Origin of the sequence: Bradyrhizobium sp. USDA 327 (genome assembly GCF_041262065.1) — a bacterium.
Classification (GTDB): domain Bacteria; phylum Pseudomonadota; class Alphaproteobacteria; order Rhizobiales; family Xanthobacteraceae; genus Bradyrhizobium; species Bradyrhizobium liaoningense.
On the sequence record NZ_JBGCCW010000001.1, the window covers coordinates 2,843,606 to 2,866,400 of the forward strand.

Consider the following 22,795-nt stretch of genomic DNA (forward strand, 5'->3'; position numbering starts at 1 on the left):
GTTGACCGACATGCACCGGAGCCGAGAAAGCCGGCTCTTGCTGCCATGACAAATTTTCGCCTCGGTGTATCCTCAGTCGAGTCGGAGACTGATTCGTCATGCTGGAAGTTATTCTGGTGATGTTGGCAGTCGGCGCGGTTGGCCTTTTGGCCGTCGCTTTCTGGGGCTTTCGGAGCCAGATCCGATCCAACTAAGGCACCCCCTGGTACGTACTCATAAACGTCGGCCACCGAAAGCAATGCGGAAGTCGGCGTTCAGCCGCCTGTGACCCAAGGCAGACATACGCATTCCGGCGTGATGTCTGCACCTTACGTTTGGGGAGGTCGATCTCACGCGGCTTGCAGTATCAACTGGCTCAGGCGGTCCGGTGCATCGAGCATGGCCATGTGCCCAACGTCCGGCAGTTCGAATGTGGCCCAAGACTTGTTGCCTTTGCAGTCTGCCAGTGCCTTATCGAAAACTGGCTGCGGAAATTTCGGAAGGCGGATGTAAGTTTTCTTTGCAACCTTTTCGAGCGCCCCAGAAAGTTTGATCGGCTGGAGATACGTGCCGACCGGATGCGCTGTCACCTTGGACTGTACGAATGGCTGATCACGTTCAGCGACAGCAATCACCCCAAACTTCGGCGGACCAAAGCCTGCCGTGCTCGTTTCGACAGCCGACTGCACGGCCTTACGAACCGCTTCGGCCGAGAGGTCCGGCACCTTCTGTCCGTCGGTCGGCAGAAAGGCATCAAGCCACACGATTGAGGAGACGCGACCGCCAATGCTTTCGAGTGCGCCTGCGCCTACGAAGCCAGCATAGGACCACGCCACAAGGCAGATATTCTCGAGGCTCTCCCATTGGACCAGATTGACGACGTCGGCAATGTGGGTGTCAAGATTGATGTCCTTGCTCAGCAAATGCGAGCGTTCTGCTAGACCCGTCAGGGATGGAGCGAATACTTTGTGGCCGCTCTGTTCGAGCCGGTCCGTGACCCGGTGCCAGATCCAGCCGCCACAATAAGTTCCGCTGACCAAGACGAAGGTCTTTCGCGCCGATTGGGCACGGGCGGCACCGATCATGCCGGAAGCCGCTACGGCCGCGAGACCGCCAGCTGCAGCGCTGCGAAGCATGCGGCGGCGAGTAACGTGAGAGTTTCTCATCACGCGTATCTCCCTCTGCCGGGTAACTACTAGTAGTTGATCATAAAGAGATGCCACCAAAGTGACAAGGTATGCAGACATCACAACTGTCACCCGTTAGGGTGATGCAACTCGATGCCGTCGTCCCAATATTCTTCGCGATTGCCCGTCCTTAAGAGTCCGAATGGAGCACGAGATGCGCATTTTCAAGACCATAGTCTGTTTGATGGCCATACTTGCCACGAGCGAAATTTGTACAGTTCTGGCAGAAGATAGTTCGCTTGAATACAAACGCGTGACGTCGAGCGACATTAGATGGGCACCAATCCCCTCTATGCCAAAGGGGACGCAAACTACGGTTCTCCACGGCAATCCGGGCAAGCCTGGCCTGTATACTGTTCGCCTCAAGGTGCCGGCAAATTCCAAAATGCCAGTGCACTCTCACCCTGACGAGCGCGTTCGCGTTATCATTTCGGGGACATATTATTCAGCGCTCGGTGACAAGGTCGACACATCGAAACTCTTGAGCTTTCCACCCGGGACGTTTTCGCATGTGCCGCCCAAGGTTTGGCAGTTTGCCGAAACGAGAGACGAGGAAGTGATCTTTGAGATTACCGGGGTCGGACCAACAGGTATCGACTACCTAAATCCCGAGGATGATCCGCGGAAGCAAAAATGATGTTCGGGCTCATTTCCGCTGTTGGCCCCAAGAGCGACATACGGCACGTCGGCTTCGGAGAGGATTGTGTTGCAAAACTCCAGTTGAGGCGACTCGCGAACCGTGATTCCGTTGGTTTGAGGCGGCATTTGCGGGAGCAGCGGATGTTAGGGCGGCAGGAGAGCGGTCAGGGCCAGTTCTTTTACTCCTTTGATCTCGACAGGGTGGTGCCGGCTGATCACTTGGTACGACAAATCGACGGTTTGCTGGACCTGAGTTGGGTGCACAACGAGCTCGCTCCGTTCTACTCGCACACTGGCCGGCCTTCGATTGATCCGGTGCTCATGATCCGGATGCTGGTCTTGGGCTACGTATTTGCACTTCGTTCCGAGCGTCGGCTCTGCGCCGAGGTCCAGGTCAATCTGGCTTACAGATGGTTTTGCAAGCTCGGCATCGAGGATCATATCCCTGATCACTCGGTGTTTTGCCGGGCGCGGCGCGAACGCTTCCGTGAGAGCGATGCCTTACGCCGGGTTTTTGAGCGTGTAGTGACGCTGTGTATTTCGGCGGGGCTGGTCGGAGGCGAAGCGTTCTCAGTCGATGCGAGCCTGATCAAGGCAGATGTGAACAAGACTAGGCGACTTCCCGGCGACCAGCCTATTACCTGGCCAAAGGCGGAGGAAGCATCCCATGCGGTTCGGGAGTACATCGCAGCGCTTGATGCCGCCAATAGCGATAAGGACAGCGATGAAGACGGCGGCGGTTCAAGTGAAGGCAGCCGTCGCCGCAAGCCTCCCAAGGAAGTCTCGCTCACCGATCCGCAAGCAACATGGGTTACGAGGCCGGGCGTGGATCCATTCTTTGCTTATGATGCGAACTATCTGATCGACAACAAGGCCGGGATCATCCTCGATGCGGTAGGCACGCGCGCGAACCGTGCGGTTGAGATTGCTGTCACCCAGATCATGGTGGACCGCGTTGAGCGTCGCTTCGATCTGCGCCCCAAAAGGTTGGCAGGCGACACGGCTTACGGCGCGGTCAGACTGCTCAAATGGCTGGTGGATCGCAAGATCACGCCGCACGTTCCGGTGTGGGACAAGTCGGCACGCCCCGATGGCACCTTTAACCGAGCGGACTTCGTCTTCGACCAGAAGCGCAATGTCTATGTTTGCCCGGGTGGCGCGGAACTGACCAGCACCGGCAATATCGATCAAGGTCACATCGTTTACTACAGGGCCAGCAAGAGCGATTGCTCTGGCTGCGCCTTGAAGCCCAAATGCACGACGGCGGTCGTGCGCAAAATTACCCGCGACGTCAACGAAGATGTGCGCGATCATGTCCGTGCGCTGGCCAATACGGAAGCCTTCGAGCAATCGCGCCGCGAGCGCAAAAAGGTCGAGATGCGGTTTGCTCATATGAAGCGCATTCTCAGGCTCGACCGGCTTCGGCTGCGGGGCCTGAATGGCGTCAGGGACGAAGTGCTGCTCACAGCCACCGCGCAGAACCTGAGGCGGCTGGCCAAGCTAATCTGCCGTCCTCCGCCACAACTGGCAGTCGCGTGCTGAAATCCACCAGCAAAACGGAAACCGCCGACACCCCGTACCCAAAAAAACCGCCGAAACTCAAAAGCCAAGCTCGCCCCAAGTCAGAAACCAGTTTTGCAACACAATCGAGAGCGAAGCGGACCTGACGAACTTATTAGTACACGACAATCAACGGAAGGTCGGCTCTTCCTCGATTTCCTGGCCGTGCAGATGCTCAATGACGTTGCTCAGGTCGCGCATGTCCAGCATCTTGCCGCATGCCGGGCAGCGGATGAAATGATCGCCTTCGCTCCGCGGATGCCAACCGTGGGGCTTGCCGTCTTCAGTCATAGCTCTCGCTCCATTGCAGGATGAGCCCGGTTCTTGACCTTGACCCAATGTTTTTGCCTGCCGCCGCGGTAGGACCGATCGCGGTGCTTGGATACGATACCTTCCAGCCCCATACAGCAGGCGGCCCGGTAGAGGTCGGGGCCGATTTCGCCGCGCTCGAATGGCGCCACGCTGATCCCCTCGGGCCGACGAGCCAGCAGCCGCTCCAACTTCGTCTTTCGCAGATGCAGCGGAAGATCTCGCGTATCGTCGCCACCCACGGCGAGGACGTCGAAGGACCGCCGTGCCTGCGTAAAGCAGGGCGCGCGTCGCCAACCCAAGTAGCCTTCCGCGCCAACCTACAAAGGGTTGCCGACTCTCGCTTGTGAGCCCAAGCTGTGGGAACTCGCCTGAGTCGGAGGGATTCATGGAAGGAAAGCCATTCGAAAGCATGTCTGTCGAGGAACTGTGGCGACTCCATACGGTCGTGAACGACATTCTCGCCGTTAGGCTCGCCGCGAAGAAGGAAGACCTGGAGCGACGGCTTCGGTTGCTCAATCCGAGAGATAAGAAACAGAACAACTAGCGGCCTTCTTGGGCCTCGACCGCATTCTCGACTTCGGCCGCAAGGGTGTTGAGGTGCTCGGCCGATCGGTTGAACAACTCGCGTTTATGAGGCTCGGTGGCCAGATCCCGAATGAGCGCGCACTCGGCCGCATCTGTCCGCAGTTTTTCGACCTGCGCCTTCATGAACCCAGCTTGCATAGTTTTCCCGACCAAGCTTTACGCCTGCGAAAAACAACGGCCAAGTCAGCTCGCTCAAGACGGGACCGAGAGATCCCGTGGAGAGTGTGTGCCTAGGTGTGAGCCGATAATGCGATCGGTCGAGATAGTGGTCGACGAGCAGTGCGGGCGCGTTGCTCGGCTTCTTCGACCTGAATTCTAAGGTCTTCCAGTTCCGAAAGTTTAGAGGAGAGTTCGTTAATTCGCTGGGATAAAAGGATCGTCTGAGACTGTTGCATTAACGCCTCCAACCCAAAACCAAGCTTCAGTGAAAGTGAAAGTGTGGCGCATTGTCGTACGCGAATCAATAAAATAATTGGCTGAACGAAGCCCGACGGTTGCCGAGTGTTCCCGAGCACTCATAATTGGCTCTCACGTTGACAAATTACATCGCATGTTGACGATTTCCATAAATCCGAATTTTCGTTGACCTGACGCTGCGCCCGTGGTTCTATGCTCTGGGGAATCACACAGGGGTTGCATCACCATGCTCGAAATAATCCGCGCCAGCTTTCCTGGCTTCGTTGCGCTGCGCACTCTCAACGACATGGACAAATACGACGACGCGGTCGAGGCATTCGCCCGCGGTGGAAGCCGACGCGATTTGATGGCTTGCCTATTCGGGCTTGGCATTCCGGCCGATCAGATCCGCACCTTGGCGAGCTATCCAGGCACACGCCTGCCGGCGGCATGGGGCGAGTGAAGGCGCGTCGCTGGTTAACTCATCTACCGGAAGACGTCTCGACAACAGAGTGGCACTTGCGCCATTCTTCAACCTTGGGAAAGCGCACGGGGCCAACATCATGAGCGAAGGTTGGTATTATGCCCACGACGATCAGTCCTTAGGACCGATATCGATCCAAGAATTAGTACGGGCTTTGAACTTACTTTCGGAACCCGGTGCGGCACTGATTTGGAAAAATGGGTTCTCCGATTGGCAAACTGCACGATCTGTCCCCGAAGTCGCCGCCTGGTTGGGGCAGCGACCGCCTCAGATTAGAGCCCAACCGCGCTCAGACGCTCCAAAACCTGCGCGGATCGTCCGGACCGAAAAGCGTAAGCGCGGTTTTTTCGGCTGGCTGTTTTTGATCGTTTTTCTTCTCTTCAACGGCCTAATGGCAGCCTGGTTACTTTCGTACTGGTCTACGGTTTTGCCGATGACGGCGAATGGGAGCAGTGCAGGACGAGCCGGTGCTGCTATTGGGACGACAATGGGGACTGGACTGATTGTCTCCCTTTGGACCTGCGGCAGTCTTGTGCTCGGTCTCTTCGTCCTCATCACTAGAGGACGCAAAGTTATTGTCGAAGAAGAGCGCAACTGATGGGACAAGTAATCGGTCGTTAACTCGGCACATCAGCGCCTTAACCTGCCATTAGTTTACTCGGCGCGCCTTTCGTGTATAATTGCGCCATCCACCCGCCTGCGGCTTGAGTGCCCGCCGGCGGGATTTTTTGCGTTCACGCAAGGAGGCAGGATGTTGACCGTATCTGAGTTCTGCGAACGCTACCGCATTTGCCGGCGCACGTTTTATCGCCTGCTCGCCAACGGCGACGGTCCCCGAGTCGTGAAGGTCGGCAAACGAAGCACCCGCATCAGCGAAGCCGCCGCCGCCGAGTGGTTGGCAGCGCGCGAGTCGACTCCGGCGGCCTGCTCATAGCTCTCTCTCAACCAAAGGAAAGACGGACATGAAGATTGGACAAGTAAAAAAGTGGAATTCGGACCGCGGCTTCGGGTTCATCGCCACCGATGGGCACGACGTATTCTGCCACGTCTCCGCGCTGCCGCTGGGCACCAAGTCGCTCGAAGTCGGAGCGCACGTCGGTTTCGAAATTGAGATCGGCTCGCGGACTGGCAAACCGCAAGCGGCTAATGTGCGGACCGTCTAAAAAGTAAACGCCCCTGCAACGGGCATTGCAGAGGCGTCGAAAGGTAGTCGTAAACTGTCGCGAGTTGACCGCTACCACACTTCGATGTCGGTCGCAATGTAAATGTTGCGTGGGCTCCAAATCCAATGGAGACCACGATGTTGACGAACGAGATCGAAGTCGTCCTCTCGCCCGAGGGTGAGGCGGCGATTACGCGAACGATGGCGGCCAAGCGCCAGAACGGATCGCCCACCGCGCGGCACTTTGCCAGCCGCAAGCGCCGTCACAACCCCACGCCTTCGGAAGTGCCGTTGTGGTGCGGCCGGCCCGATTGGTGGGACCGACCGCCGCCGGAAATCAAATTCACCAAATCGTTGAAGCAGGTCCGGGAAGAGATCGATGCGGCCGTAGCCGCACAGCGTGCACTCGCCGTCACCGCGAAAGCGGAGTGGCAGGCGTTTAACGATCAGGCGACACAAGAGCAAGTCGACGCCTGGAACGCCAAATATGGAATGATCTACATCCCTCAAATTTCGGAGTTGCAACCGGTGACCATCGTTCCCTTCCCGAAAGCATCCGCGGCTCCGCAACCCGACCTGCTCAAGTCCTCCGGCGAGTTCGTTGCCGCGTACGAGCCACCGGACTTTCTGATCGATGGCATCTTACAGCGCCGGTATTTTTACAGCCTCACGGCGGCGACTGGATCGGGTAAAACAGCGATTGCGATGCGAGTAATGGGACACGTCACCGCCGGTCGGCCGCTCAACGGTGCGGCGGTCGAGCAAGGCACCACGCTCTATTTCGCTGGTGAGAACCCGACAGATGTGCAGGCGCGCTGGCTCGGGTTAACGCGCGACATGGGGATCAGCCCAGACACCACGGCCGTGCATTTCCTCGTGGGTGCCATGGACCTTAATCAGACCGCCGAGCGCATTACCGCAGAAGTGATCCGCAAAGGGCTGAGCCTTGCTCTGGTGATCGTCGACACCGCGGCGGCCTACAGTTCTTCAGAGGACGAGAATTCAAACACGCAGGCAGGCGCCTACGCGCGGCAGCTTCGATCCCTCACGCAACTACCGGGCGGGCCAACCGTCATTGTGCTCTGCCATCCGACGAAGCGGGCGGGCGACGACGATCTGATCCCGCGCGGCGGCGGCGCATTCCTGGCCGAAGTCGACGGCAATATCGCGGTTCAGCGTCGCGACTCGCTGCTCGCTCTCAGCGCGCAAGGCAAATTCCGAGGCCCTGAATTTCCCGCGATGCATTTCGAACTGGAAACGGTGCGCGATCATCCAAGACTTAAAGACACGAAGGGCCGAACGATCCCGACCGTCATTGCCCGGCCGGTCGGCGGCGATAGAGCCAACGTCGTGGAAAAGGGGGCCGATCACGATAACGAGCGGGTGCTGCGCGCCGTCAGTGACCGCCAGGGCTCATCTCCAACGGATCTGGCGCGAGCGCTTGGCTGGACATACGGAACGGCTATGGCGCCCAACCAAACGAAGGTGGCGCGTGCTCTGAAGCGGCTACTTAAGGAAAAGCTGGTGGTCGAGCGGCTTGGCGCGTGGCGAACCACTCAAACCGGCGACCGCGAACTGAATGCGATCGACGCGAAACGGGCGACGATGCCAACCCCGCCAATCCCACTGCCGCGCGGCTAATCCTGCTGTCGGCCATCGGTGTCGTAAGCAGTGCGTTCCCGCCACATGCGCTCCCCTCGCTCCCAGACTACGTCTGGCGCCAACTGCCGAAAGACAGTCAATACTTTCTTCGAAATCGCATAGTTCCCATTTTCGTTGAGGTAAACAAAATCGTCTCCGAATTTTTGCTGGATGTCGTGCACGACTTGTTCTTGGTAAAGAAAACTCACCCGCTTTAGCTCATCCAGCATAAATTGCGCGACTTCGCTCGGCGTCGTCATTTTTTGGTATCATCCGAAGCGAGTTGAAGGACCTCGTAACGCAAGATTGCGTCCTCTTGTTTCGCTCCCGCAAACCAAACTGTGCGCACCGTACCGTCCAAAAAATCAGTCTCGACCGTCATTTTAGGACCTCCGGACTTCAGAACGACGACATCACCGACGTTAAATTTCGCTGCCATCTCTCGCACCTCGTTTTGAACACGCTACCGATCTACTGAAAGTTGCGCTGCACGCGCAAGCGTCAACTTCACTTTGAAGTGGACAGAACGCACACACCGGGCTGTGCGTTTTCCGGCCTACTTTCGCTCGGAACGCACAGTTTTGGCACATGTGCGTTTTGCGGTGTGCGTATGTGCAAAAGTCGGGAAAACCGTCGCAATTTCCATGGCTTCACACTTCGGCGCGCTGTGCGGAGACGATAATCGGAAAAGGGGGACGTTTACGTCCCTTCCGATCGTTCGCACACACACTCAGATCCTATGGCTGCGCGTGTGTGCGTTTTGTTTACGCCGTCCCATCCGAGGGGAGGTCGAATGGACCTGTTGAAAAAGAGCGCTGACGTTCCAAAGTCTCGTAAACCCTTGGGTATTCGCTGTCCCATATTCGCATATTTGAGAGGGCAACGGCGACATTTTCCCAAGGCACAGAGGTCGGTAGTTCGTTGCTCCGCCGTCGCGCGTAATTATAGAACACAGCTGCGCCAGCGTAGATGCTGGCTGCATCCACTATCCGGCCTTCCAAGTCGGCTCGGATTACCACCCCAACGATATTAGGATCATTGTTGATCGAATAGATTCCTCGCAGTCTGGCGTCGTGAACTTGAATTGCTGCGATCAGGGCTTCCAATATCCTGACTTCGCCGTGGTCGGTGTACTCAATAAAATCACTCAGTGTTTTGAGAGTATCGGCGGGAAGTGGCCGGACAAGCTCTTCCGTTGCTGTTAGACGCGGTAGAGTCTCATCATCGCATTTATCGACGAGATTGCCTAGAGTCTCGGCACTCTCCTGTGCGTATTCAGAAAGGCTGGAAAGTGCCAAGGGTAGCACCGCGCGAACCGCTGCGTGCTTGCGGTCTCGTCTCTGTCTCTCCAGCCTTTCCCCATGATGGAGTGTTCGAGTGGTATTTTGAAACGCGACGTACGCCGCGATCGATGCGACGCCTGCAGCAGCAAGCGTTTGCCACCGCTGGAGCCAATCTGCGAATCCTCCGGGAAGAGGGCCCAGGACGCCGAGCCAGATTGCAACAAGCACGATCAACAAGATGAGAAGCGGAAACCAAGGGTCGCGCATGGCGTAGGAGACTCTGCTTGCCTAACGTTCAATCCGCGTCGATCTTTCGACGTTGTCGCACTTCGTTTCAACCGCTTTCATCTGCGCTCACGATATTTAATCACGGGGTCTGAATTTCAACTGCTTGCATTGCCTTGCATTTTTGAGTTGAAACCGAAATTTCACTTTCCGGGGCCACTATCGGGCCACATGGCGCAATTCGCGCCGGATTTTTGCAGATGAAAACGGGACCTAAATGCACCGTCTGCGCTCACGACGAGCGTTGGCGGATCGAACTGTTGCGTGCAGGCGGCGCCTCGCTCGACAGCCTGGCTACGAAGTTCGGTTTGTCCAAGGACGCTATCGGCCGGCACTGGCACAACCACGTCAGTGCCGAACTGAAGGCGTCCTATTTGGTCGGACCGGCGCAGCTCGCCGACCTGGCAGCGAAGGCAGCGGACGAGGGCGCCTCCGTACTCGACCACTTCCGGGCCGTGCGCACGATGCTGATGTCGCAGCTTGCGGCGACCACCGAGGCCGGCGACGCCCGCGGTGCGGCGATTGTCGCAGGGCAGCTCGTCGGCGTGCTGGAGAAGATCGGCAAGGTGACTGGCGAGATTGCCACGATCGCGCAAGGCACCATCAACGTCACCAACAACGTGGCGATCGTGAATAGTCCTGCCTTCGCCAAGGTGCAGGCGGCTCAGCTCGCCGCGCTGGCGCCGTATCCCGAGGCGCGCGCCGCAGTGGTTGCCGCCTGGCGAAAGCTCGATGCAGAGCAGAGCGAAACACCGCATCCGCCGGGCAGGGCGCCCGTGGTCATTGATGCGGTACCGTTGCCGCCGCCTTGCCCCGTACCGCTACCGGAGCCCCGCACATGACCAGCATTGCCGCCGCGCTCGCCGACGCACTGGAGGACGGCGGATGGCGTGCCAAGGCGCGTCCCAGCCAGCTCTCGCCGCCGGGCGATTGGAACGGATGGCTGGCGCTCGCCGGCCGCGGATGGGGCAAGACTCGAGCCGGGGCAGGGTGGGTGCACGAACTTGTCGAGACCCGGCAGGCTGGCCGCATCGCCCTGGTCGCCGCCACCGCCGCCGACGCGCGCGATACGCTGGTAGAGGGCGTGTCGGGGCTGCTCAACACCGCGCCGACATGGAATAGGCCGATCTACGAATCGAGCAAGCGCCGGCTCACCTGGCAAAATGGTGCGGTCGCGACGACGTTTTCCAGTGAGGAAGCCGATCGCCTCCGCGGCCCCGAGCACGACGCGGCGTGGGCCGACGAGCTGGCCGCGTGGACCGACGTGCAAGGCACCTGGGACATGCTGCAATTTGGTCTGCGCCTTGGCAAGCGCCCGCGCTGGCTGGTGACGACGACGCCACGGCCGATCAAGCTGATCAAAGAGCTGTTGGCGCGTCAGGGCAGGGACGTCGTGGTGACGCGCGGCTCGACCTTTGAGAACGAAGCGAACCTTGCGCCGACGTTCCTGGCCGCCGTCCGGCAGCGGTACGAAGGGACGCGCCTCGGTCGACAGGAGCTGAACGCCGAGCTGCTTTCGGACAACCCGGGCGCCCTTTGGCAATTGGATTGGCTGGACCGCGATCGCGTGTCGGCTGCGCCCGAACTGCGCCGCATCGTTGTGGCGATCGATCCGGCCGTCTCAAACAACGAAGGCTCGGACGAGACCGGAATCATCGTTGCCGGCGTCGCGCGCGATGGCACGATCTACGTGCTGGAGGACTGCTCTGGTCGGTACGCGCCGCACGAGTGGGCCGCGAAGGCAATCGACGCTTACCGACGGTGGAAGGCCGACCGGATCCTCGCCGAAGTGAACAACGGCGGCGCCATGGTCGAGGCGACGATCAGGGCGCTCGACTCGCGTGTGAGTTTCAAAGCGGTGCACGCCAGCCGTGGCAAGGTGGTGCGCGCGGAGCCGATCGCGGCGCTCTATGAGCAGCGTAAGGTTCATCACGTCGGCGGGTTCGATGTGCTCGAAGATCAGATGTGCGCGTTCACGTCGGATTTCGATCGCGCGAAAGTTGGTTATTCGCCGGATCGTGTTGACGCTCTGGTGTGGGCGCTGACCGAGCTGAGCGGGCCGCAGAACATCACGATCATCACGGAGCTGCGGATTTGATCCGGCCAACATCAAAGCAAAGGCCGCGCCGGGGTGCATCGCCCATAGTGGATTAACCCAGCCTTGTCATTGAATTGCACGCTCTCTTCGAACGAACCGCTCACACGGTCGATTGTAAAGCGGTGATAAACTTTCATCTTTTCGAGCATGCGGACGCAGCCACCTTCAATCCGCATATCGTCGCCCGTTGCTAAGAAATCGAAGCATGGCGCCTTCGTGGTCCGTAGCTGCACATTGAGCGGCTTGCCGGCTGGCAGCATGTAAGTCGCCTTCAGGGAGAACTCGCCGGCCGTGTCGCTCTTTTTGCCCTGATCATCGATCGAATATTCATATCTGCAAATGGCCGAAATCTCTTGCGCTTGAGCAACAGTTGCGATCAGCGGGCACATTAGGCTGATGAGGTAAACGCGCATTCGATTGCTCAAACTCAGGCGGCCTCTCGATGGAGTAGGTGCTCGCCAATTTCCGAAACAGAATGCATCGACCGCAAGCGGATCTCCTCTTGATCGGCTTGCTTCTCCAACTGGGAGAGCGCCTCTCCCATGGTGTCGAGTTGCTTCTGTGTGAATTGCGGATCGTTTAAAGGCGGATGCTGGATGAGCATTTCGTGATCGCGCTTTGTCCAGCCCTTCTTCTCGCTGTCCCGGTCGACCTTCAGATCCCATAGCCCCTTGGTGATGCGAAGGACCGACCGCTTGTGCTGGTTGACAAGCAAAGCACCAAAATTTGCAACAATCTTGGACCCCGAATAATCGATTTTGTCTGCGGAGGCGTTAGTAGACTCCGGCTTTTGTTCTCGAATCTCGCGGCTGAAAAATTTGTCGGCGTCAGGGCGTTTCGCCTTCATGTATTCAAGAACCAGTAGGGGCAGGCGATCTCTCTGTGGCGAGACTCCGGCGCTGTCGACGGCAACGGCCTTACGACTTGGCGAGGCCTGCGTTTCGCGAGACGAGAGAGATGACAGCGATGAAAGCCATGACTTGGCTATTGCTTGTAGGGACTCGCCCTCTGCGTCCCGTAGCTCGCCGATCGCTACACCAGAGAACACGGGCCGGTAGTCCGAGAGCGCTTCTAGAGATCGAGCCGAGAGATCGGCCATGAGAGCATCTAAGCCGGCATTCGCCGCGAGGATTGCAACTGGAGCCTCATTCCCCAGCAGACATTCCAGCCGAAACAAGTCGGAAGCTCTTTCGAGGTGAAATCCAGAATCGTTAACGGCGGCGACGCCTACAATGACCTGCTCCGGTGATCCGAGAATAGGACGCAGAAGTACGGGAGCCCATCTGGCTCGTATGAAGCGCTCCGATGATGGAAAATCGGCAATTGCGAATGGTCGCATTCTAGATCACCAGATCAAGTGTATCAGCCGCAATTCGCTCAGTGTGTCCCGCACGATCGCAAAGAAACGTCACCAAGGCGTTGAAGTCCGTATCGCCGTACAACTCAGGTAGGCCGTTCACGGTGGCGACTTCGCGTACATCGATCGTGGCGATCCTTGCTACAAGTGCGTTGACCTCTTTGGCGTATTCCGCTTTTGAGATGCCGACAATTTGGGTGTTAGCCAACCTTTCAAGCGACTTACGAACGAGCGGTCCGCCACCAAGTCGTTCGGTACCCAATTCTGTCCGGTGAAGCAGCGGCCGTGATCGATAAGCCAAGGCAAAGCATCGAATGCCAACAATATGTTGCCGGGGTGGCGGTCGATATTTGCGGCCCAAGCGTCGAAACCATAGAGACTACCAAGTCGGCCACTTTTAACCAGTGCGTCGATCACACGCCGCAGAGCAGCTAAATCAAGACCCATCTTGGTGTTTATTATTTGAGCGACCGAGGGTGACGAAAGATCAGCGCTGCCAAAAAGGAAGCTGACCTTGTCCACCTTGGGGGCGTACCTGGTCACCAGCACGCTTTCGGTCGCGGCAACGATAAAGGCCGGCGGAGTGGGTAGGCCAAGCGCCGAGGCCAAAGTGGCCGCCATGATCTCGTTTGCCAACTCTCGTAGAGGGATATCCTTCACGATGGCAGCGCGGACGCCATTAGCCGTTAGAATTTGCGCTCTGTACGTATCACCCAGATTCGGAATGCCCGCATCCTTGAACGCAGTAGCTCCGAGCAAAAGACGTCCTTTCCCAATAGATGCTTTCGCTGGGGCGGACGGTGCCCGCAAATCTTCTCCCGTGACTGAATCATCCATTCAAAATCCCCCCGAAACACAATTCTTTCGCAACCAGCGGCTGCGGACAAGTGGCTATGCGTTGCGCATTACGATTTTCACGGAAGTGGCCCCGGATGTGGCCCCAACGAAATATCTAGAGTTATCGATGGTCTAAAACTAGGTGTAAGTCTTTGACTTAGCTTGGTGAGCGCGCTGGGGCTCGAACCCAGGACCCCGTGATTAAAAGTCACGTGCTCTACCGGCTGAGCTACGCGCTCCCATGGCCGCTGATGGCTTCGAAAGAGATTGCCATCGTGGTCGGACATTCGAGAAGCATGTCTTGCCGCTGCGCTTTCTTAAGCTTGCGTCGCGGGGAAAAACCGGCTGTTTCCGGATCATGCTCTCGGCCCGCGCTGTGTAGGGGGAGTGGCCGCGGAGGTCAATAGTGCGGGTGGCTACCGAAGTTCATGGCAGGAGCGGGGATTCGCTCGCTGCTTCCGCTGGTTAGGTCGGGAATCTCAACCTGATTGGCGGGACGCCATCCACGCCGAACAGCGAGGATGGCCTCCCGCCCGTCAGTTCGTCTCCCGCCGCACCTCGCTCGGCACGGCTTGCGGCGCGCCCACGGGCGGCAGGGCGACCGGGCGGAGGCCGATCAGCTCGGCGGTGCGGATCGCGCTGTCGCGCCAGAACTGGAATGAATTGATCCGGCTGAGTTCGAGGATGGCGATGGCGACCGCGGCCAGGAACGGCAGGCTCTGCAGCACCAGCACGCCGGCAAAGATGTAGATCTCGGTGATCTGCCGGAAGCTGTTGGAGGCGACCAGCACGCCGGCGCCGATCAAGAGCAGGGAGCCGATCACGGCTTCCCAGAACGCCTGGAACTCGATCGACATCCTGCTGAGGCCGCCCTTGGAGGTGCGGGCGAACGCGATGTGCTCGGTGATCAGGCCCTGCGCCACCGCGCGCGACACCGTCCACTGCACGCTCATCGCCGCGATCATCGCGCCCAGCATCTGGCCCGGCTTGATCGCGACGCGGGCGCGGTACATCGACAGGAAGTGCGCCAGCGAGACGACGAAGGCGCCGATGATCGGCAGCGTCAGGATCTTGTCGGGAATGGCGATGTCGGCGAAGGCGACGATCGGCACCCAGACGAGGTTGAGCAGCGCCACGACCACGCCGAGGCTTTCGGCACCCAGCCAGTTCAGCCAGCCGAGGCCGTATTCGCGCTTCTGGTCGGAGGTGAGCCGGCTCGCGCCCGGCAGGAAGCGGCGCCAGTGCTTCTTCACGATCTGCAGGCCGCCATAGGCCCAGCGGTGTCGCTGCTTCTTGAAGGCCTCGTAGGTATCCGGCAGCAGGCCCGCGCCATAGCGGGTGTTGGTGTAGTGGGTGGTCCAGCCGAGCTCCTGGATCGCAAGGCCGAGATCGCTATCCTCGCAGATCGTGTCGCTCGACCAGCCGCCGGCCATGTCCATCGCGGCGCGGCGGATCAGGCACATCGTGCCGTGCACGATGATGGCGTTGGCCTCGTTGCGCTGGACCATGCCGATGTCGAAGAAGCCGGCATATTCGCCGTTCATGATGTAGTGCATGATCGACAGGTCGCCGTCGCGATGCTCCTGCGGCGCCTGCACGAGGCCGACGCGCGGATCGGCGAAGGCCGGCACGAGGTCCTTGAGCCAGTCGGGCTCGACGACATAGTCGGCATCGAGGATGCCGATGATCTCGGCATCGGCGGCGGTGCGGTCCATCGCGATGCGCAGCGCGCCGGCCTTGAAGCCCTGCACCTTCTCGGCGTTGATGAACTTGAAGCGTTCACCGAGCGCGCGGCAATGGTCCTGGATCGGCTGCCAGAAGGCGGGATCCGGCGTGTTGTTGATGATGACCACGCATTCGTAGTTCGGATAGTTCAGCCGCGACAGCGCATCCAGCGTCTGCTTGAGCATGTCGACCGGCTCGAAGTACGCCGGGATATGGATCGAGACCTTCGGATAGTAACTCTCCGGCACGTTCTCGACCGGCTTGCTCTTAGTGAGAAGCCGCTGCGGCGGCCGGCCGAAGGCGACCGCGGCGATCTCGTCGATGCGCGCCATCGCAATGAGAACAAGAGGAACAAGGAGGATCATGCCGAGCGTCAGCGCGAAGGCCGAGCCGAAGATGAAATAGTGGCTGTTCCAGAAGGCGAACACGGTCGCGGCCCAGGCGCCGACGCCGTTGGCGGTCGCCGAGAGCAGGAAGGCCTGCTTCGCGGTCGCTTTCTGGATCCGCAGGATCGGCAGCGACAGCAGGATGCCGACCAGCAGCGCGATGCCCATCAGCTTCCAATAGTCGGGATTCTCCACCGGGCCGGTCCAGGCGAATTTCGGCTCGCGGCTGGCGTTGAGGATGCCCCAGTACGGACCGACGCCGCCTTCGAAGAACTTCCAGGGCTGATCGATGGCTTCGACGATGTTGTATTCCATGCCGATGGCCTCGGCACGGGTGACGAAGTCGCGCAGGATCACCGCCTGCTGGAACGGACCCGGGTCGGCGTTGCGCAGGTTGTAGCCCTGGCTCGGCCAGCCGAACTCGGCGATCACGATGCGCTTGCCGGGGAACAGGTTGCGCAGCAGGTTGTAGCGATCGACGGCCTGGTCCACCGCCTGGTCCGAGCGGAAGTTTTCCCAATAGGGCAGCACGTGGGCGGCGATGAAATCGACGTTGGAGGCAAGGTCGGGATTGTCGCGCCAGATGTTCCAGATCTCGCCGGTGGTCACGGGCACGCGGACCGCGCCCTTCACCTTCTTGATCATGTCGATGAGGTTTTCGACCTTCTGCTCGCCGCGGTAGATCACCTCGTTGCCGACGACGACGCCGACGACGTTGCTGTTCTTGCGCGCGAGCTCGATGGCGGCCTTGATCTCGCGCTCGTTGCGATCCTTGTCCTTGTCGATCCAGGCGCCGACGGTGACCTTGAGGCCGAACTCGGCCGCGATCGGCGGCACCAGTTCCACGCCGCCCGTGGACGAATAGAGGCGGATCGCGCGCGTCATGGTCGACAGCGTCTTCAGGTCGGCGCGGATTTTCTCGACGGTCGGGATGTTGTCGATGTCGGGATGGGCCGAGCCTTCGAACGGGGCGTAGGAAACGCTGGGCAGGAGGCCCTTGAAGTCAGGCGCGGGTTCCTTGTCGCGCAAGACCCCCCAGACTCCTGCATGGAGTGCAGACACGAGCAACAGAACGGCGGCGACAACGCGCATCGCGGCTAAACCAAAAGGGGCTGAGGTGGCAGGGAAGCGGATCCGACCCCTAGATCCGACCGAGTCCGCGGCAAAGGGAGCATACCTCTGCCGCGCGGTTTCACAACTGTCATGGCCTCATGTCCTTATGAGGGCATGCCTTTTGGGATGCGTGGCAGTGCCAACCGTCTCTATCGCCGATCGTTCCTGAACGGCAGCTGAAACGATCGCGGCTATTTCGCGGGCGCCGGGGACGGGCTTGCCGCAGGCGAGGGGCTCGCCGCCGGCTGCGGTGCCGGGGAGTTGCCTGCGGCCGGCGCTGCCGGCGGGGAGGCCGCGGCCGCCTGCTGCGGCTGGGCGTTCGGGTTGATCCAACACGCGTGCACGCGGCTGTCCAGGGTCTCGGCGACCTTCGGATCGATCTGGCCACCGAACCGGGTCAGGCAGCGGAACGCGGCCTGGATGTGGCCGCCGGGACAGCCGAAGCGGTCGTAGAGGTCGAGATGGCGGAACGCGGTATCGAGGTCGTCCCGCCACATCAGCCGCACCACGCGCCGGCCGAGCCAGACGCATTCGGGGTTGCCGGCCGGGCCGTTGATGACCTGCGCCGCTTCCGCGAACTCGTCGGTGCGGCGCTGATTCTGGGCTGCGTCCTTGGCGGCATCGGCGGGCTGGGCGGCCGCCTTGCCCTGGTCAGGGGCCGGTGTGCCGCTCTGGGCGGAGGCGCCGCCGACACCAATCAGAACGAGCAAGGAGGAGACGGCCAAGGTGGCGGCGAACTGCCGCAGGACCGCATTTCGTAACTCGAACACCCGTTGCCGCATGAATTCCCCAATATATCCGCTGACCGTCCGCGCCGAGACCTCGCGGACGCGCTAGCTGATGGCGTCCAAATGGGTCTCCAATGCGGCGGAAAATTCCCGTCGAATCCCATGACCTGTATTTCGAATTTTGTCCAGCAAAGTCACGATCCTAGCCCACGGCCGAACGGCCGCAGCCAAATTCCGCAGGGTGAGGAGCGGGTCGGTCGCCTGTTACCCCTTGGCAGAAGGCGTGCGAGCAGGTAATCGACGGACCCTTCGCGGAGGACGGAACCGATTTCTCTTCGTACGCCACTGGCGCTTCTGCTCGTTTCATTGGGTGCGATCGCTGCCGTGTGGTGGTGGCTTGCCACGCCGATCACGCTCGCGCGCGCCCCGATCGACCCCGCCGACAAGGTCCAGTGCGTCTCCTACGCGCCGTTCCGCGGCGAGCAGTCGCCGCTGGACGCATGGACCCATATCGAGGCCGACCAGATCGAGCAGGACCTGCGCCAGCTCAGGCAGATCACCGACTGCATTCGCACCTATTCGATGGAGAACGGGCTCGACCAGGTGCCGGCGGTTGCCGCCAAGGTCGGCGGGCTGAAGGTGCTCCAGGGCATCTGGCTGTCCAGCAACCGCACCAAGAATTTCGAGCAGGCCGCGCTCGCCGTTCGCCTCACCAAGGAATTCCCCGACATCATCAGCGCGGTGATCGTCGGCAACGAGGTGCTGCTGCGCGGCGAGATGACGACGGCGGACCTCATCTCGATCATCCGCTCGGTGAAGGCGCAGGTCAGCGTGCCCGTGACCTATGCCGATGTCTGGGAATACTGGCTGAAGAACCGCGAGGTCTATGACGCCGTCGACTTCGTCACGATCCACATCCTGCCCTATTGGGAGGATTTCCCCGTCAGGGCGAAATTCGCCGCCGCCCATGTCGGGGCGATCCGCGAGCGCATGGCGGTGGCGTTTCCCGGCAAGGAGATCCTGATCGGCGAGACCGGCTGGCCGAGCGAGGGCCGGATGCGCGACGGCGCGCTGCCGTCGCGGACCAACCAGGCGCGCGTCGTCTCGGAAATCCTGAGCCTTGCGAAGACGCAGAAGTTCCGCGTCAATCTGATCGAGTCCTACGACCAGCCGTGGAAGCGCAAGCTGGAAGGCACCGTCGGCGGCTATTGGGGCCTGTACGACTCGGTGCGGCGAAACCTGAAATATCCGCCCGGCCAGCCGATCAGCAATTTCCCGTACTGGAAATGGTACATGGGCGCCGGCATGGGCCTCAGCGTGCTGGTGTTCGCGGTCGCGATGATCACGCTGCGCCGGCGGCCGTGGACGCCGCGCTTTTCGGCCTGGCTCGGCGTCGGCATCTCCGCGACGACGGCGGGCATCCTGCTCGGCATCGGCATCGACAAGATGTACTACGAGAGCTACGGCATCGGCGGCTGGCTGCTGTGGGGCGCGCTGCTGCTCGCCGGCATCCTGTCGCCGATCTTCTGCGCGCAGGCGATGGTGATCGGCCGCAGCCTTCCGACTTTCCTCGATCTGCTCGGCCCGCGCGAGGGCCGGAAATGGTCGAAGCTCACCGCGGTGCTCGGCCTGACGCTGGCGGTCACGGCCGTGATCGCGGCGCAAACCGCGCTCGGCTTCGTGTTCGACCCGCGCTACAAGGATTTTCCCTACGCCGCGCTGACGATGGCGGTGGTGCCGTTTGCGCTGCTGATGCTGAACCGGCCGCAGATCGGCCAGCGTCCGATCGCGGAAGCGGTGTTCGCGGGCGTGCTGACGCTTTCGGCCGCCTATGTGCTGGTCAACGAGGGCCGCGACAATTGGCAGTCGCTGTGGACCTGCGCGATCTATCTGTTGTTCGCCCTCACGCTGTGGCGGGCGCGGGCCGAGCAAACCCAAGAATGAACAGGCCGATCGCAAGGCCGGACAGCACCACGTTGTAGAGCACGATGCCGAGGCCGGCGGCGACGATGCCGACGGTGAGCAGCACGATCGACGGCCGCATCAGGTTCAGCGTCGCCACCACCAGCGCGACGATGCCGAACACCGAATTCTTGAACAGGACGGTCGCGACCGAACGCGCCTTGCAGATTGCGGTCTGCAGGCCGGCGTCGCACGCAAGCGCGACTGTCGAGAGCTCGATGCCGAGATAGCGCAAGTAACTGGCATAGCCGACGGAGAGGAAGCCGACGACGATCAGGAACTGCACCTGGTAGGGCGTGAGGCGAAAGGGCTTTTTTGTCATGGGCGCAATATGGTCGGGATGGCGCGGGCAGGCAACAGGGCAGGCGACGTTTCTGTTGATCCGATATGGGCGGACGTCTCCTGCCGACGCCAGGACTATTTCAACCCCAGCCGGCGCTCGACCCAGCCCAGAACGAACAGCACGAGCAACGTCACCGCGATGGCTGCTCCGACGAGCAGCCAGGCTCCCAACGCGCAGGCAATGCCGAGGCCGGCCGCGATCCAGACCGTTGCGGCCGTGGTGAGGCCGTGAACCGTCTTCGCCTTGGCGTCGTGCAGGATGACGCCGGCCCCGATGAAGCCGACGCCGGTCAACACGCCGGCAACGACGCCCTGAATCACCCTGGAGATCGCATCCGGGTGGTCGCGCAGGTTCTGGAACTCGATCACGGAGATCGAAACCAGCGCCGAGCCGAGAGCGACCAGCGCCAGGGTCCGCATCCCCACCGGCTTGTCGTTCATGTCGCGATCGATGCCGATCAGCAGCCCTGTTCCGGCCGCGACGAGAAGCCTCAGGACATCATCCAGTTCGTTCATCAGAACCCACGAGTTCGGAAGCAGCGCGACATTTGGATTGCGCCGGAAATGACTACAAGCTTGCTGCGAAAGAGCGGCTCACGTCCAAGCGTCCGTTGGTCGCATGCAAGGCCGAGCGATCATCGGAATCGTCCGGTGCGGGCCTTCTCTCACAGCGCGACGGCGCCGGCCGGGTAGGTCGGCGCCGTCTGCCAGAGTTGACGACTTTGGCCTCGCACCGTCACTTCCTTGTGGTGCTCGAACCCGTGGTGTTCTGCATCTTTTGTCCGGGCGCACTTTCCGAGTGGCCCGGTCCGGCAGTTGTATTGGTCTGATGACCCGGCGCGTATTCGGAGGCGCCGGAACCTGTCGAAGGCTTCGTCGTGTTCTGCATCTGTTGACCCGGCGCGTTGCTCGAAGCGCCCGGGGATTTTGTCGTCTGCGCAAGCGCCGAGGACGCCGCGAGAACAGCGGCCGTTGCGATGATGAATGTCTTCACGCGTGGCTCCCTTGGTCATGGAGGCGGGCACGAGTGCTTCTGCCTGTCGGCCGCTCCGGTTCACGACCGGGATAACTTGGCAGTCGGCAGCTGGTTTCGATGACGGGCTGAAAATTGAGTCCGCCTGCGCGCGCGATGAGATGCCGTCATTCACGGCGCGTTCAGGTGGAAGCGGAGTCCTAAGCGCGATGAGATTGGGATGGATCGTCATCGCGCGCTAGGGTGTTGATTGAGCATGATCTCCGCGCAAACGCGTTCCGCGTTTGTCGCGAGGGAAAACCGCTGCGCACTTTTCCGGATCATGCTCTCTAGCGTCTGAAGAAAGACGACAGCGTCGATCCCGCAGACGTCGATGCTGCCTCCGGTTTCGCCGGCGCCGGCGCCGGCTGCGCCGCGGGAGCGGGCGCGGGCTCCTCGCGCTTCGATCGTTTCGAGGAGTAGTTGCGGCGGCGCTGCGGCTTCTCGGGCTTTGCGCTCGGCGCAGCTTCGGCTTGCGGCACCGCGTCCTGATTCTTCTCCGGGCTCTTCTCTTGAACCCTGTCCTGGGTCTTCTCTTGCGCTTTATCTGGGCCCTTTTCCTGGCCCTTCTCTTGTCCCTTTTCCTGGCCGCCACGCATCGACAGGCGCTGACCGTCGAACACGGTGGTCTCGCAGTGACGGTCGTTCTCGGCGAGGCTCGCGCAGAATTTCGCGGCGACGGCGGCGTTGACCAGGGGGCCGGCCCCCAAGCGGAGCTGCATGCCGAGGCCGGTGGTGCCTTCCTTGATCATGATGATCGGCCGCAGCGCCGCGATCTCCGGATTGGACTTGGTCAGGCCGCGCCAGAGCGCGCGCAGGCCGTCGATCGAGTTGGCGCCGCCGAGATCGATCGCAAAACGCGTCTGCTGAACCGCGATCGCAGGGGATTCGTTCTCGGCTGCTTCCGGTGGCTTTGGTGCTGCCGCAACGACCTCGGTCGGGGCGGGCGCCGGCTCGGCTTTCTTCTCGGCGGTCTTCTCAGCTGCCTCGGGTTGAATCAGTTTCGATGCGGACGAATCCGGCGGCGCCACGAGCGGCTTCGACTGCACCAGCGGAATGGCCGGCAGCGCCGGGTTCATTGCCGGCGTCTGTTGCACGAGCGAGGCGGCGGCCGCGGTCTGCGGCGGTGGGCTTGGCAGCTCCTTGAGCGCTTCCTTCGGGGTGTCCTTCTGAGAATCCTTGGCAGCTTCCGTGCGCGGCTTGTCGTTCGCCGGAGCTGGGGTCGAGGCGACCGGCGCGACGCTGGGAGCTGCGGGTGCCGGGTCCTGCGGCTTCGCGCCCTGCTGCGGCGTGGCGGTCTGCTTTGCAATGGCGCCGGTGACGGAATCGAGCCCTTGCTCCAGCACGGTGACGCGCGAATAGAGCCGGTCGCGATCGGTGTTCAGCGTCTCGATGGCGGCGGCGAGGCGGCGGGCCTCGTTCTGGCTCTCCTTGGTCAGCATCTGGAGCCGGTCGGCCTGGCGCGCGAGATCGGCGGCGGCAGCCTGGTCGCGCCGCCAGCCGAGCTGGGCCTGGTTGGCCATCACCGCGATGACGACCGCGCCCACGGCCGCTGCGCCCCACGAGCCAAGCCGCCACATCATGCGACGGTCGAACGCGCTTTCCTCCGCCAAAAGTCCGGAGAACAGCCCGCCGGTCTCCTTGGTGCCGAAGGCATCCGCCAGTGGGTCGGAATCCTTTGCCATGTACGTTAAGTGCCCAGCCCCGGTCCGGGCTTCCCCG

26 protein-coding genes and 1 tRNA gene are annotated in these 22,795 nt (G+C 61.0%); 10 read left to right on the forward strand and 17 right to left on the reverse strand.

Annotated elements, in window-relative coordinates:
- Positions 1–329: 329 nt before the first annotated feature.
- A complete protein-coding gene (locus ABIA42_RS13025) occupies positions 330–1,064 on the reverse strand; it encodes an alpha/beta fold hydrolase (protein ID WP_370113216.1) in 735 nt (244 codons plus the stop codon).
- A 256-nt stretch (positions 1,065–1,320) separates the two neighbouring features.
- Between ABIA42_RS13025 and ABIA42_RS13030 the strand changes: the two genes are divergently transcribed.
- Together ABIA42_RS13030 and ABIA42_RS13035 are read left to right on the forward strand one after the other, a co-directional pair.
- On the forward strand, positions 1,321–1,803 hold the full coding sequence (locus ABIA42_RS13030; protein WP_271553015.1) for a cupin domain-containing protein: 483 nt from the start codon (positions 1,321–1,323) through the stop codon (positions 1,801–1,803).
- A gap of 143 nt (positions 1,804–1,946) precedes the next feature.
- A complete protein-coding gene (locus ABIA42_RS13035) occupies positions 1,947–3,347 on the forward strand; it encodes an IS1182 family transposase (protein ID WP_370114641.1) in 1,401 nt (466 codons plus the stop codon).
- A gap of 147 nt (positions 3,348–3,494) precedes the next feature.
- On the opposite strand, the gene ABIA42_RS13040 is transcribed toward ABIA42_RS13035, so the two are convergent.
- The 3 genes from ABIA42_RS13040 to ABIA42_RS13050 all read right to left on the reverse strand — a co-directional run bounded on the left by ABIA42_RS13040 (position 3,495) and on the right by ABIA42_RS13050 (position 4,385).
- Positions 3,495–3,656 (reverse strand): hypothetical protein, encoded by a 162-nt coding sequence (locus ABIA42_RS13040; RefSeq protein WP_370113213.1) that lies wholly within the window; start codon positions 3,654–3,656, stop codon positions 3,495–3,497.
- Entirely contained in the window at positions 3,653–3,976 is a 324-nt protein-coding gene (locus ABIA42_RS13045; RefSeq protein WP_370113211.1) for a hypothetical protein, read from the reverse strand. The genes ABIA42_RS13040 and ABIA42_RS13045 overlap by 4 nt, the downstream gene beginning before the upstream one ends.
- 241 nt (positions 3,977–4,217) lie before the next feature.
- Entirely contained in the window at positions 4,218–4,385 is a 168-nt protein-coding gene (locus ABIA42_RS13050) for a hypothetical protein (protein WP_370113209.1), read from the reverse strand.
- A 520-nt stretch (positions 4,386–4,905) separates the two neighbouring features.
- Between ABIA42_RS13050 and ABIA42_RS13055 the strand changes: the two genes are divergently transcribed.
- From ABIA42_RS13055 to ABIA42_RS13075, 5 genes are all read left to right on the forward strand, one after another.
- Positions 4,906–5,121 carry a hypothetical protein gene (locus ABIA42_RS13055; RefSeq protein WP_370113207.1) on the forward strand — a complete coding sequence of 72 codons (216 nt, stop codon included), beginning with the start codon at positions 4,906–4,908 and terminating at the stop codon, positions 5,119–5,121.
- Positions 5,122–5,170: 49 nt separating this feature from the next.
- Entirely contained in the window at positions 5,171–5,740 is a 570-nt protein-coding gene (locus ABIA42_RS13060) for a DUF4339 domain-containing protein (RefSeq protein WP_370113205.1), read from the forward strand.
- A 153-nt stretch (positions 5,741–5,893) separates the two neighbouring features.
- Complete coding sequence (locus ABIA42_RS13065) at positions 5,894–6,076, forward strand: helix-turn-helix transcriptional regulator (RefSeq protein ID WP_370113203.1); 183 nt, start codon at positions 5,894–5,896, stop codon at positions 6,074–6,076.
- 28 nt (positions 6,077–6,104) lie between these two features.
- On the forward strand, positions 6,105–6,305 hold the full coding sequence (locus ABIA42_RS13070) for a cold-shock protein (protein WP_370113201.1): 201 nt from the start codon (positions 6,105–6,107) through the stop codon (positions 6,303–6,305).
- A 137-nt stretch (positions 6,306–6,442) separates the two neighbouring features.
- Entirely contained in the window at positions 6,443–7,945 is a 1,503-nt protein-coding gene (locus tag ABIA42_RS13075; RefSeq protein ID WP_370113199.1) for an AAA family ATPase, read from the forward strand.
- Here ABIA42_RS13075 and ABIA42_RS13080 read toward each other — a convergent pair.
- The 3 genes from ABIA42_RS13080 to ABIA42_RS13090 form a co-directional block, all read right to left on the reverse strand.
- Complete coding sequence (locus ABIA42_RS13080) at positions 7,942–8,205, reverse strand: hypothetical protein (protein ID WP_370113198.1); 264 nt, start codon at positions 8,203–8,205, stop codon at positions 7,942–7,944. The two genes, ABIA42_RS13075 and ABIA42_RS13080, sit on opposite strands and share 4 nt — an antisense overlap.
- Positions 8,202–8,384, reverse strand: coding sequence for a YodC family protein (locus tag ABIA42_RS13085; RefSeq protein WP_370113196.1), 183 nt, complete (start codon positions 8,382–8,384; stop codon positions 8,202–8,204). The genes ABIA42_RS13080 and ABIA42_RS13085 overlap by 4 nt, the downstream gene beginning before the upstream one ends.
- Before the next feature lie 325 nt (positions 8,385–8,709).
- On the reverse strand, positions 8,710–9,243 hold the full coding sequence (locus ABIA42_RS13090; protein WP_370113194.1) for a hypothetical protein: 534 nt from the start codon (positions 9,241–9,243) through the stop codon (positions 8,710–8,712).
- Between the two features lie 470 nt (positions 9,244–9,713).
- On the opposite strand from ABIA42_RS13090, the gene ABIA42_RS13095 reads away from it, so the two are divergent.
- Positions 9,714–10,355, forward strand: a complete 642-nt coding sequence (locus ABIA42_RS13095) for a hypothetical protein (RefSeq protein ID WP_370113192.1) — start codon at positions 9,714–9,716, stop codon at positions 10,353–10,355.
- On the forward strand, positions 10,352–11,611 hold the full coding sequence (locus ABIA42_RS13100) for a DNA-packaging protein (protein ID WP_370113190.1): 1,260 nt from the start codon (positions 10,352–10,354) through the stop codon (positions 11,609–11,611). The genes ABIA42_RS13095 and ABIA42_RS13100 overlap by 4 nt, the downstream gene beginning before the upstream one ends.
- 11 nt (positions 11,612–11,622) lie before the next feature.
- Here ABIA42_RS13100 and ABIA42_RS13105 read toward each other — a convergent pair whose 3' ends face one another.
- The 6 genes from ABIA42_RS13105 to ABIA42_RS13130 form a co-directional block, all read right to left on the reverse strand.
- Positions 11,623–12,024, reverse strand: coding sequence for a hypothetical protein (locus ABIA42_RS13105; RefSeq protein ID WP_370113188.1), 402 nt, complete (start codon positions 12,022–12,024; stop codon positions 11,623–11,625).
- A 14-nt stretch (positions 12,025–12,038) separates the two neighbouring features.
- The gene (locus ABIA42_RS13110; RefSeq protein WP_370113186.1) at positions 12,039–12,710 is read right to left on the reverse strand and encodes a hypothetical protein; all 672 of its coding nucleotides are present in this window, start codon (positions 12,708–12,710) and stop codon (positions 12,039–12,041) included.
- A gap of 399 nt (positions 12,711–13,109) precedes the next feature.
- Complete coding sequence (locus tag ABIA42_RS13115; protein ID WP_370113184.1) at positions 13,110–13,805, reverse strand: HipA family kinase; 696 nt, start codon at positions 13,803–13,805, stop codon at positions 13,110–13,112.
- A gap of 163 nt (positions 13,806–13,968) precedes the next feature.
- Positions 13,969–14,044: transfer RNA gene (locus tag ABIA42_RS13120), tRNA-Lys, on the reverse strand.
- A gap of 297 nt (positions 14,045–14,341) precedes the next feature.
- The gene (locus ABIA42_RS13125; protein WP_370113182.1) at positions 14,342–17,008 is read right to left on the reverse strand and encodes a glycosyltransferase; all 2,667 of its coding nucleotides are present in this window, start codon (positions 17,006–17,008) and stop codon (positions 14,342–14,344) included.
- Positions 17,009–17,220: 212 nt separating this feature from the next.
- Positions 17,221–17,811 carry a beta-1-3, beta-1-6-glucan biosynthesis protein gene (locus ABIA42_RS13130; RefSeq protein ID WP_271530650.1) on the reverse strand — a complete coding sequence of 197 codons (591 nt, stop codon included), beginning with the start codon at positions 17,809–17,811 and terminating at the stop codon, positions 17,221–17,223.
- 330 nt (positions 17,812–18,141) lie between these two features.
- Between ABIA42_RS13130 and ABIA42_RS13135 the strand changes: the two genes are divergently transcribed.
- On the forward strand, positions 18,142–19,701 hold the full coding sequence (locus ABIA42_RS13135; protein ID WP_271530651.1) for a beta-(1-6) glucans synthase: 1,560 nt from the start codon (positions 18,142–18,144) through the stop codon (positions 19,699–19,701).
- Here ABIA42_RS13135 and ABIA42_RS13140 read toward each other — a convergent pair.
- From ABIA42_RS13140 to ABIA42_RS13155, 4 genes are all read right to left on the reverse strand, one after another.
- Complete coding sequence (locus tag ABIA42_RS13140) at positions 19,661–20,041, reverse strand: hypothetical protein (RefSeq protein WP_124158252.1); 381 nt, start codon at positions 20,039–20,041, stop codon at positions 19,661–19,663. The genes ABIA42_RS13135 and ABIA42_RS13140 overlap by 41 nt on opposite strands.
- Before the next feature lie 95 nt (positions 20,042–20,136).
- Complete coding sequence (locus ABIA42_RS13145) at positions 20,137–20,577, reverse strand: MgtC/SapB family protein (protein WP_028178747.1); 441 nt, start codon at positions 20,575–20,577, stop codon at positions 20,137–20,139.
- A gap of 220 nt (positions 20,578–20,797) precedes the next feature.
- Positions 20,798–21,055, reverse strand: coding sequence for a hypothetical protein (locus ABIA42_RS13150; protein ID WP_370113179.1), 258 nt, complete (start codon positions 21,053–21,055; stop codon positions 20,798–20,800).
- A 308-nt stretch (positions 21,056–21,363) separates the two neighbouring features.
- Positions 21,364–22,758: a hypothetical protein gene (locus tag ABIA42_RS13155; RefSeq protein ID WP_370113177.1), complete on the reverse strand. Its 1,395-nt coding sequence runs from the start codon at positions 22,756–22,758 to the stop codon at positions 21,364–21,366.
- Positions 22,759–22,795: the final 37 nt, after the last annotated feature.

Bases quoted from the DNA above. Each gene is read 5' to 3' on its own strand.
- ABIA42_RS13065 (WP_370113203.1), top strand. From the start codon at position 5,894: ATGTTGACCGTATCTGAGTTCTGCGAACGCTACCGCATTTGCCGGCGC.
- ABIA42_RS13050 (WP_370113209.1), bottom strand. From the start codon at position 4,385: ATGAAGGCGCAGGTCGAAAAACTGCGGACAGATGCGGCCGAGTGCGCG.
- ABIA42_RS13030 (WP_271553015.1), top strand. From the start codon at position 1,321: ATGCGCATTTTCAAGACCATAGTCTGTTTGATGGCCATACTTGCCACG.
- ABIA42_RS13100 (WP_370113190.1), top strand. From the start codon at position 10,352: ATGACCAGCATTGCCGCCGCGCTCGCCGACGCACTGGAGGACGGCGGA.
- ABIA42_RS13070 (WP_370113201.1), top strand. From the start codon at position 6,105: ATGAAGATTGGACAAGTAAAAAAGTGGAATTCGGACCGCGGCTTCGGG.
- ABIA42_RS13075 (WP_370113199.1), top strand. From the start codon at position 6,443: ATGTTGACGAACGAGATCGAAGTCGTCCTCTCGCCCGAGGGTGAGGCG.
- ABIA42_RS13085 (WP_370113196.1), bottom strand. From the start codon at position 8,384: ATGGCAGCGAAATTTAACGTCGGTGATGTCGTCGTTCTGAAGTCCGGA.
- ABIA42_RS13040 (WP_370113213.1), bottom strand. From the start codon at position 3,656: ATGACTGAAGACGGCAAGCCCCACGGTTGGCATCCGCGGAGCGAAGGC.
- ABIA42_RS13110 (WP_370113186.1), bottom strand. From the start codon at position 12,710: ATGGCCGATCTCTCGGCTCGATCTCTAGAAGCGCTCTCGGACTACCGG.
- ABIA42_RS13080 (WP_370113198.1), bottom strand. From the start codon at position 8,205: ATGACGACGCCGAGCGAAGTCGCGCAATTTATGCTGGATGAGCTAAAG.
- ABIA42_RS13055 (WP_370113207.1), top strand. From the start codon at position 4,906: ATGCTCGAAATAATCCGCGCCAGCTTTCCTGGCTTCGTTGCGCTGCGC.
- ABIA42_RS13095 (WP_370113192.1), top strand. From the start codon at position 9,714: ATGAAAACGGGACCTAAATGCACCGTCTGCGCTCACGACGAGCGTTGG.
- ABIA42_RS13105 (WP_370113188.1), bottom strand. From the start codon at position 12,024: ATGCGCGTTTACCTCATCAGCCTAATGTGCCCGCTGATCGCAACTGTT.
- ABIA42_RS13125 (WP_370113182.1), bottom strand. From the start codon at position 17,008: ATGCGCGTTGTCGCCGCCGTTCTGTTGCTCGTGTCTGCACTCCATGCA.
- ABIA42_RS13130 (WP_271530650.1), bottom strand. From the start codon at position 17,811: ATGCGGCAACGGGTGTTCGAGTTACGAAATGCGGTCCTGCGGCAGTTC.
- ABIA42_RS13115 (WP_370113184.1), bottom strand. From the start codon at position 13,805: ATGGATGATTCAGTCACGGGAGAAGATTTGCGGGCACCGTCCGCCCCA.
- ABIA42_RS13140 (WP_124158252.1), bottom strand. From the start codon at position 20,041: ATGACAAAAAAGCCCTTTCGCCTCACGCCCTACCAGGTGCAGTTCCTG.
- ABIA42_RS13145 (WP_028178747.1), bottom strand. From the start codon at position 20,577: ATGAACGAACTGGATGATGTCCTGAGGCTTCTCGTCGCGGCCGGAACA.
- ABIA42_RS13155 (WP_370113177.1), bottom strand. From the start codon at position 22,758: ATGGCAAAGGATTCCGACCCACTGGCGGATGCCTTCGGCACCAAGGAG.
- ABIA42_RS13035 (WP_370114641.1), top strand. From the start codon at position 1,947: ATGTTAGGGCGGCAGGAGAGCGGTCAGGGCCAGTTCTTTTACTCCTTT.
- ABIA42_RS13025 (WP_370113216.1), bottom strand. From the start codon at position 1,064: ATGATCGGTGCCGCCCGTGCCCAATCGGCGCGAAAGACCTTCGTCTTG.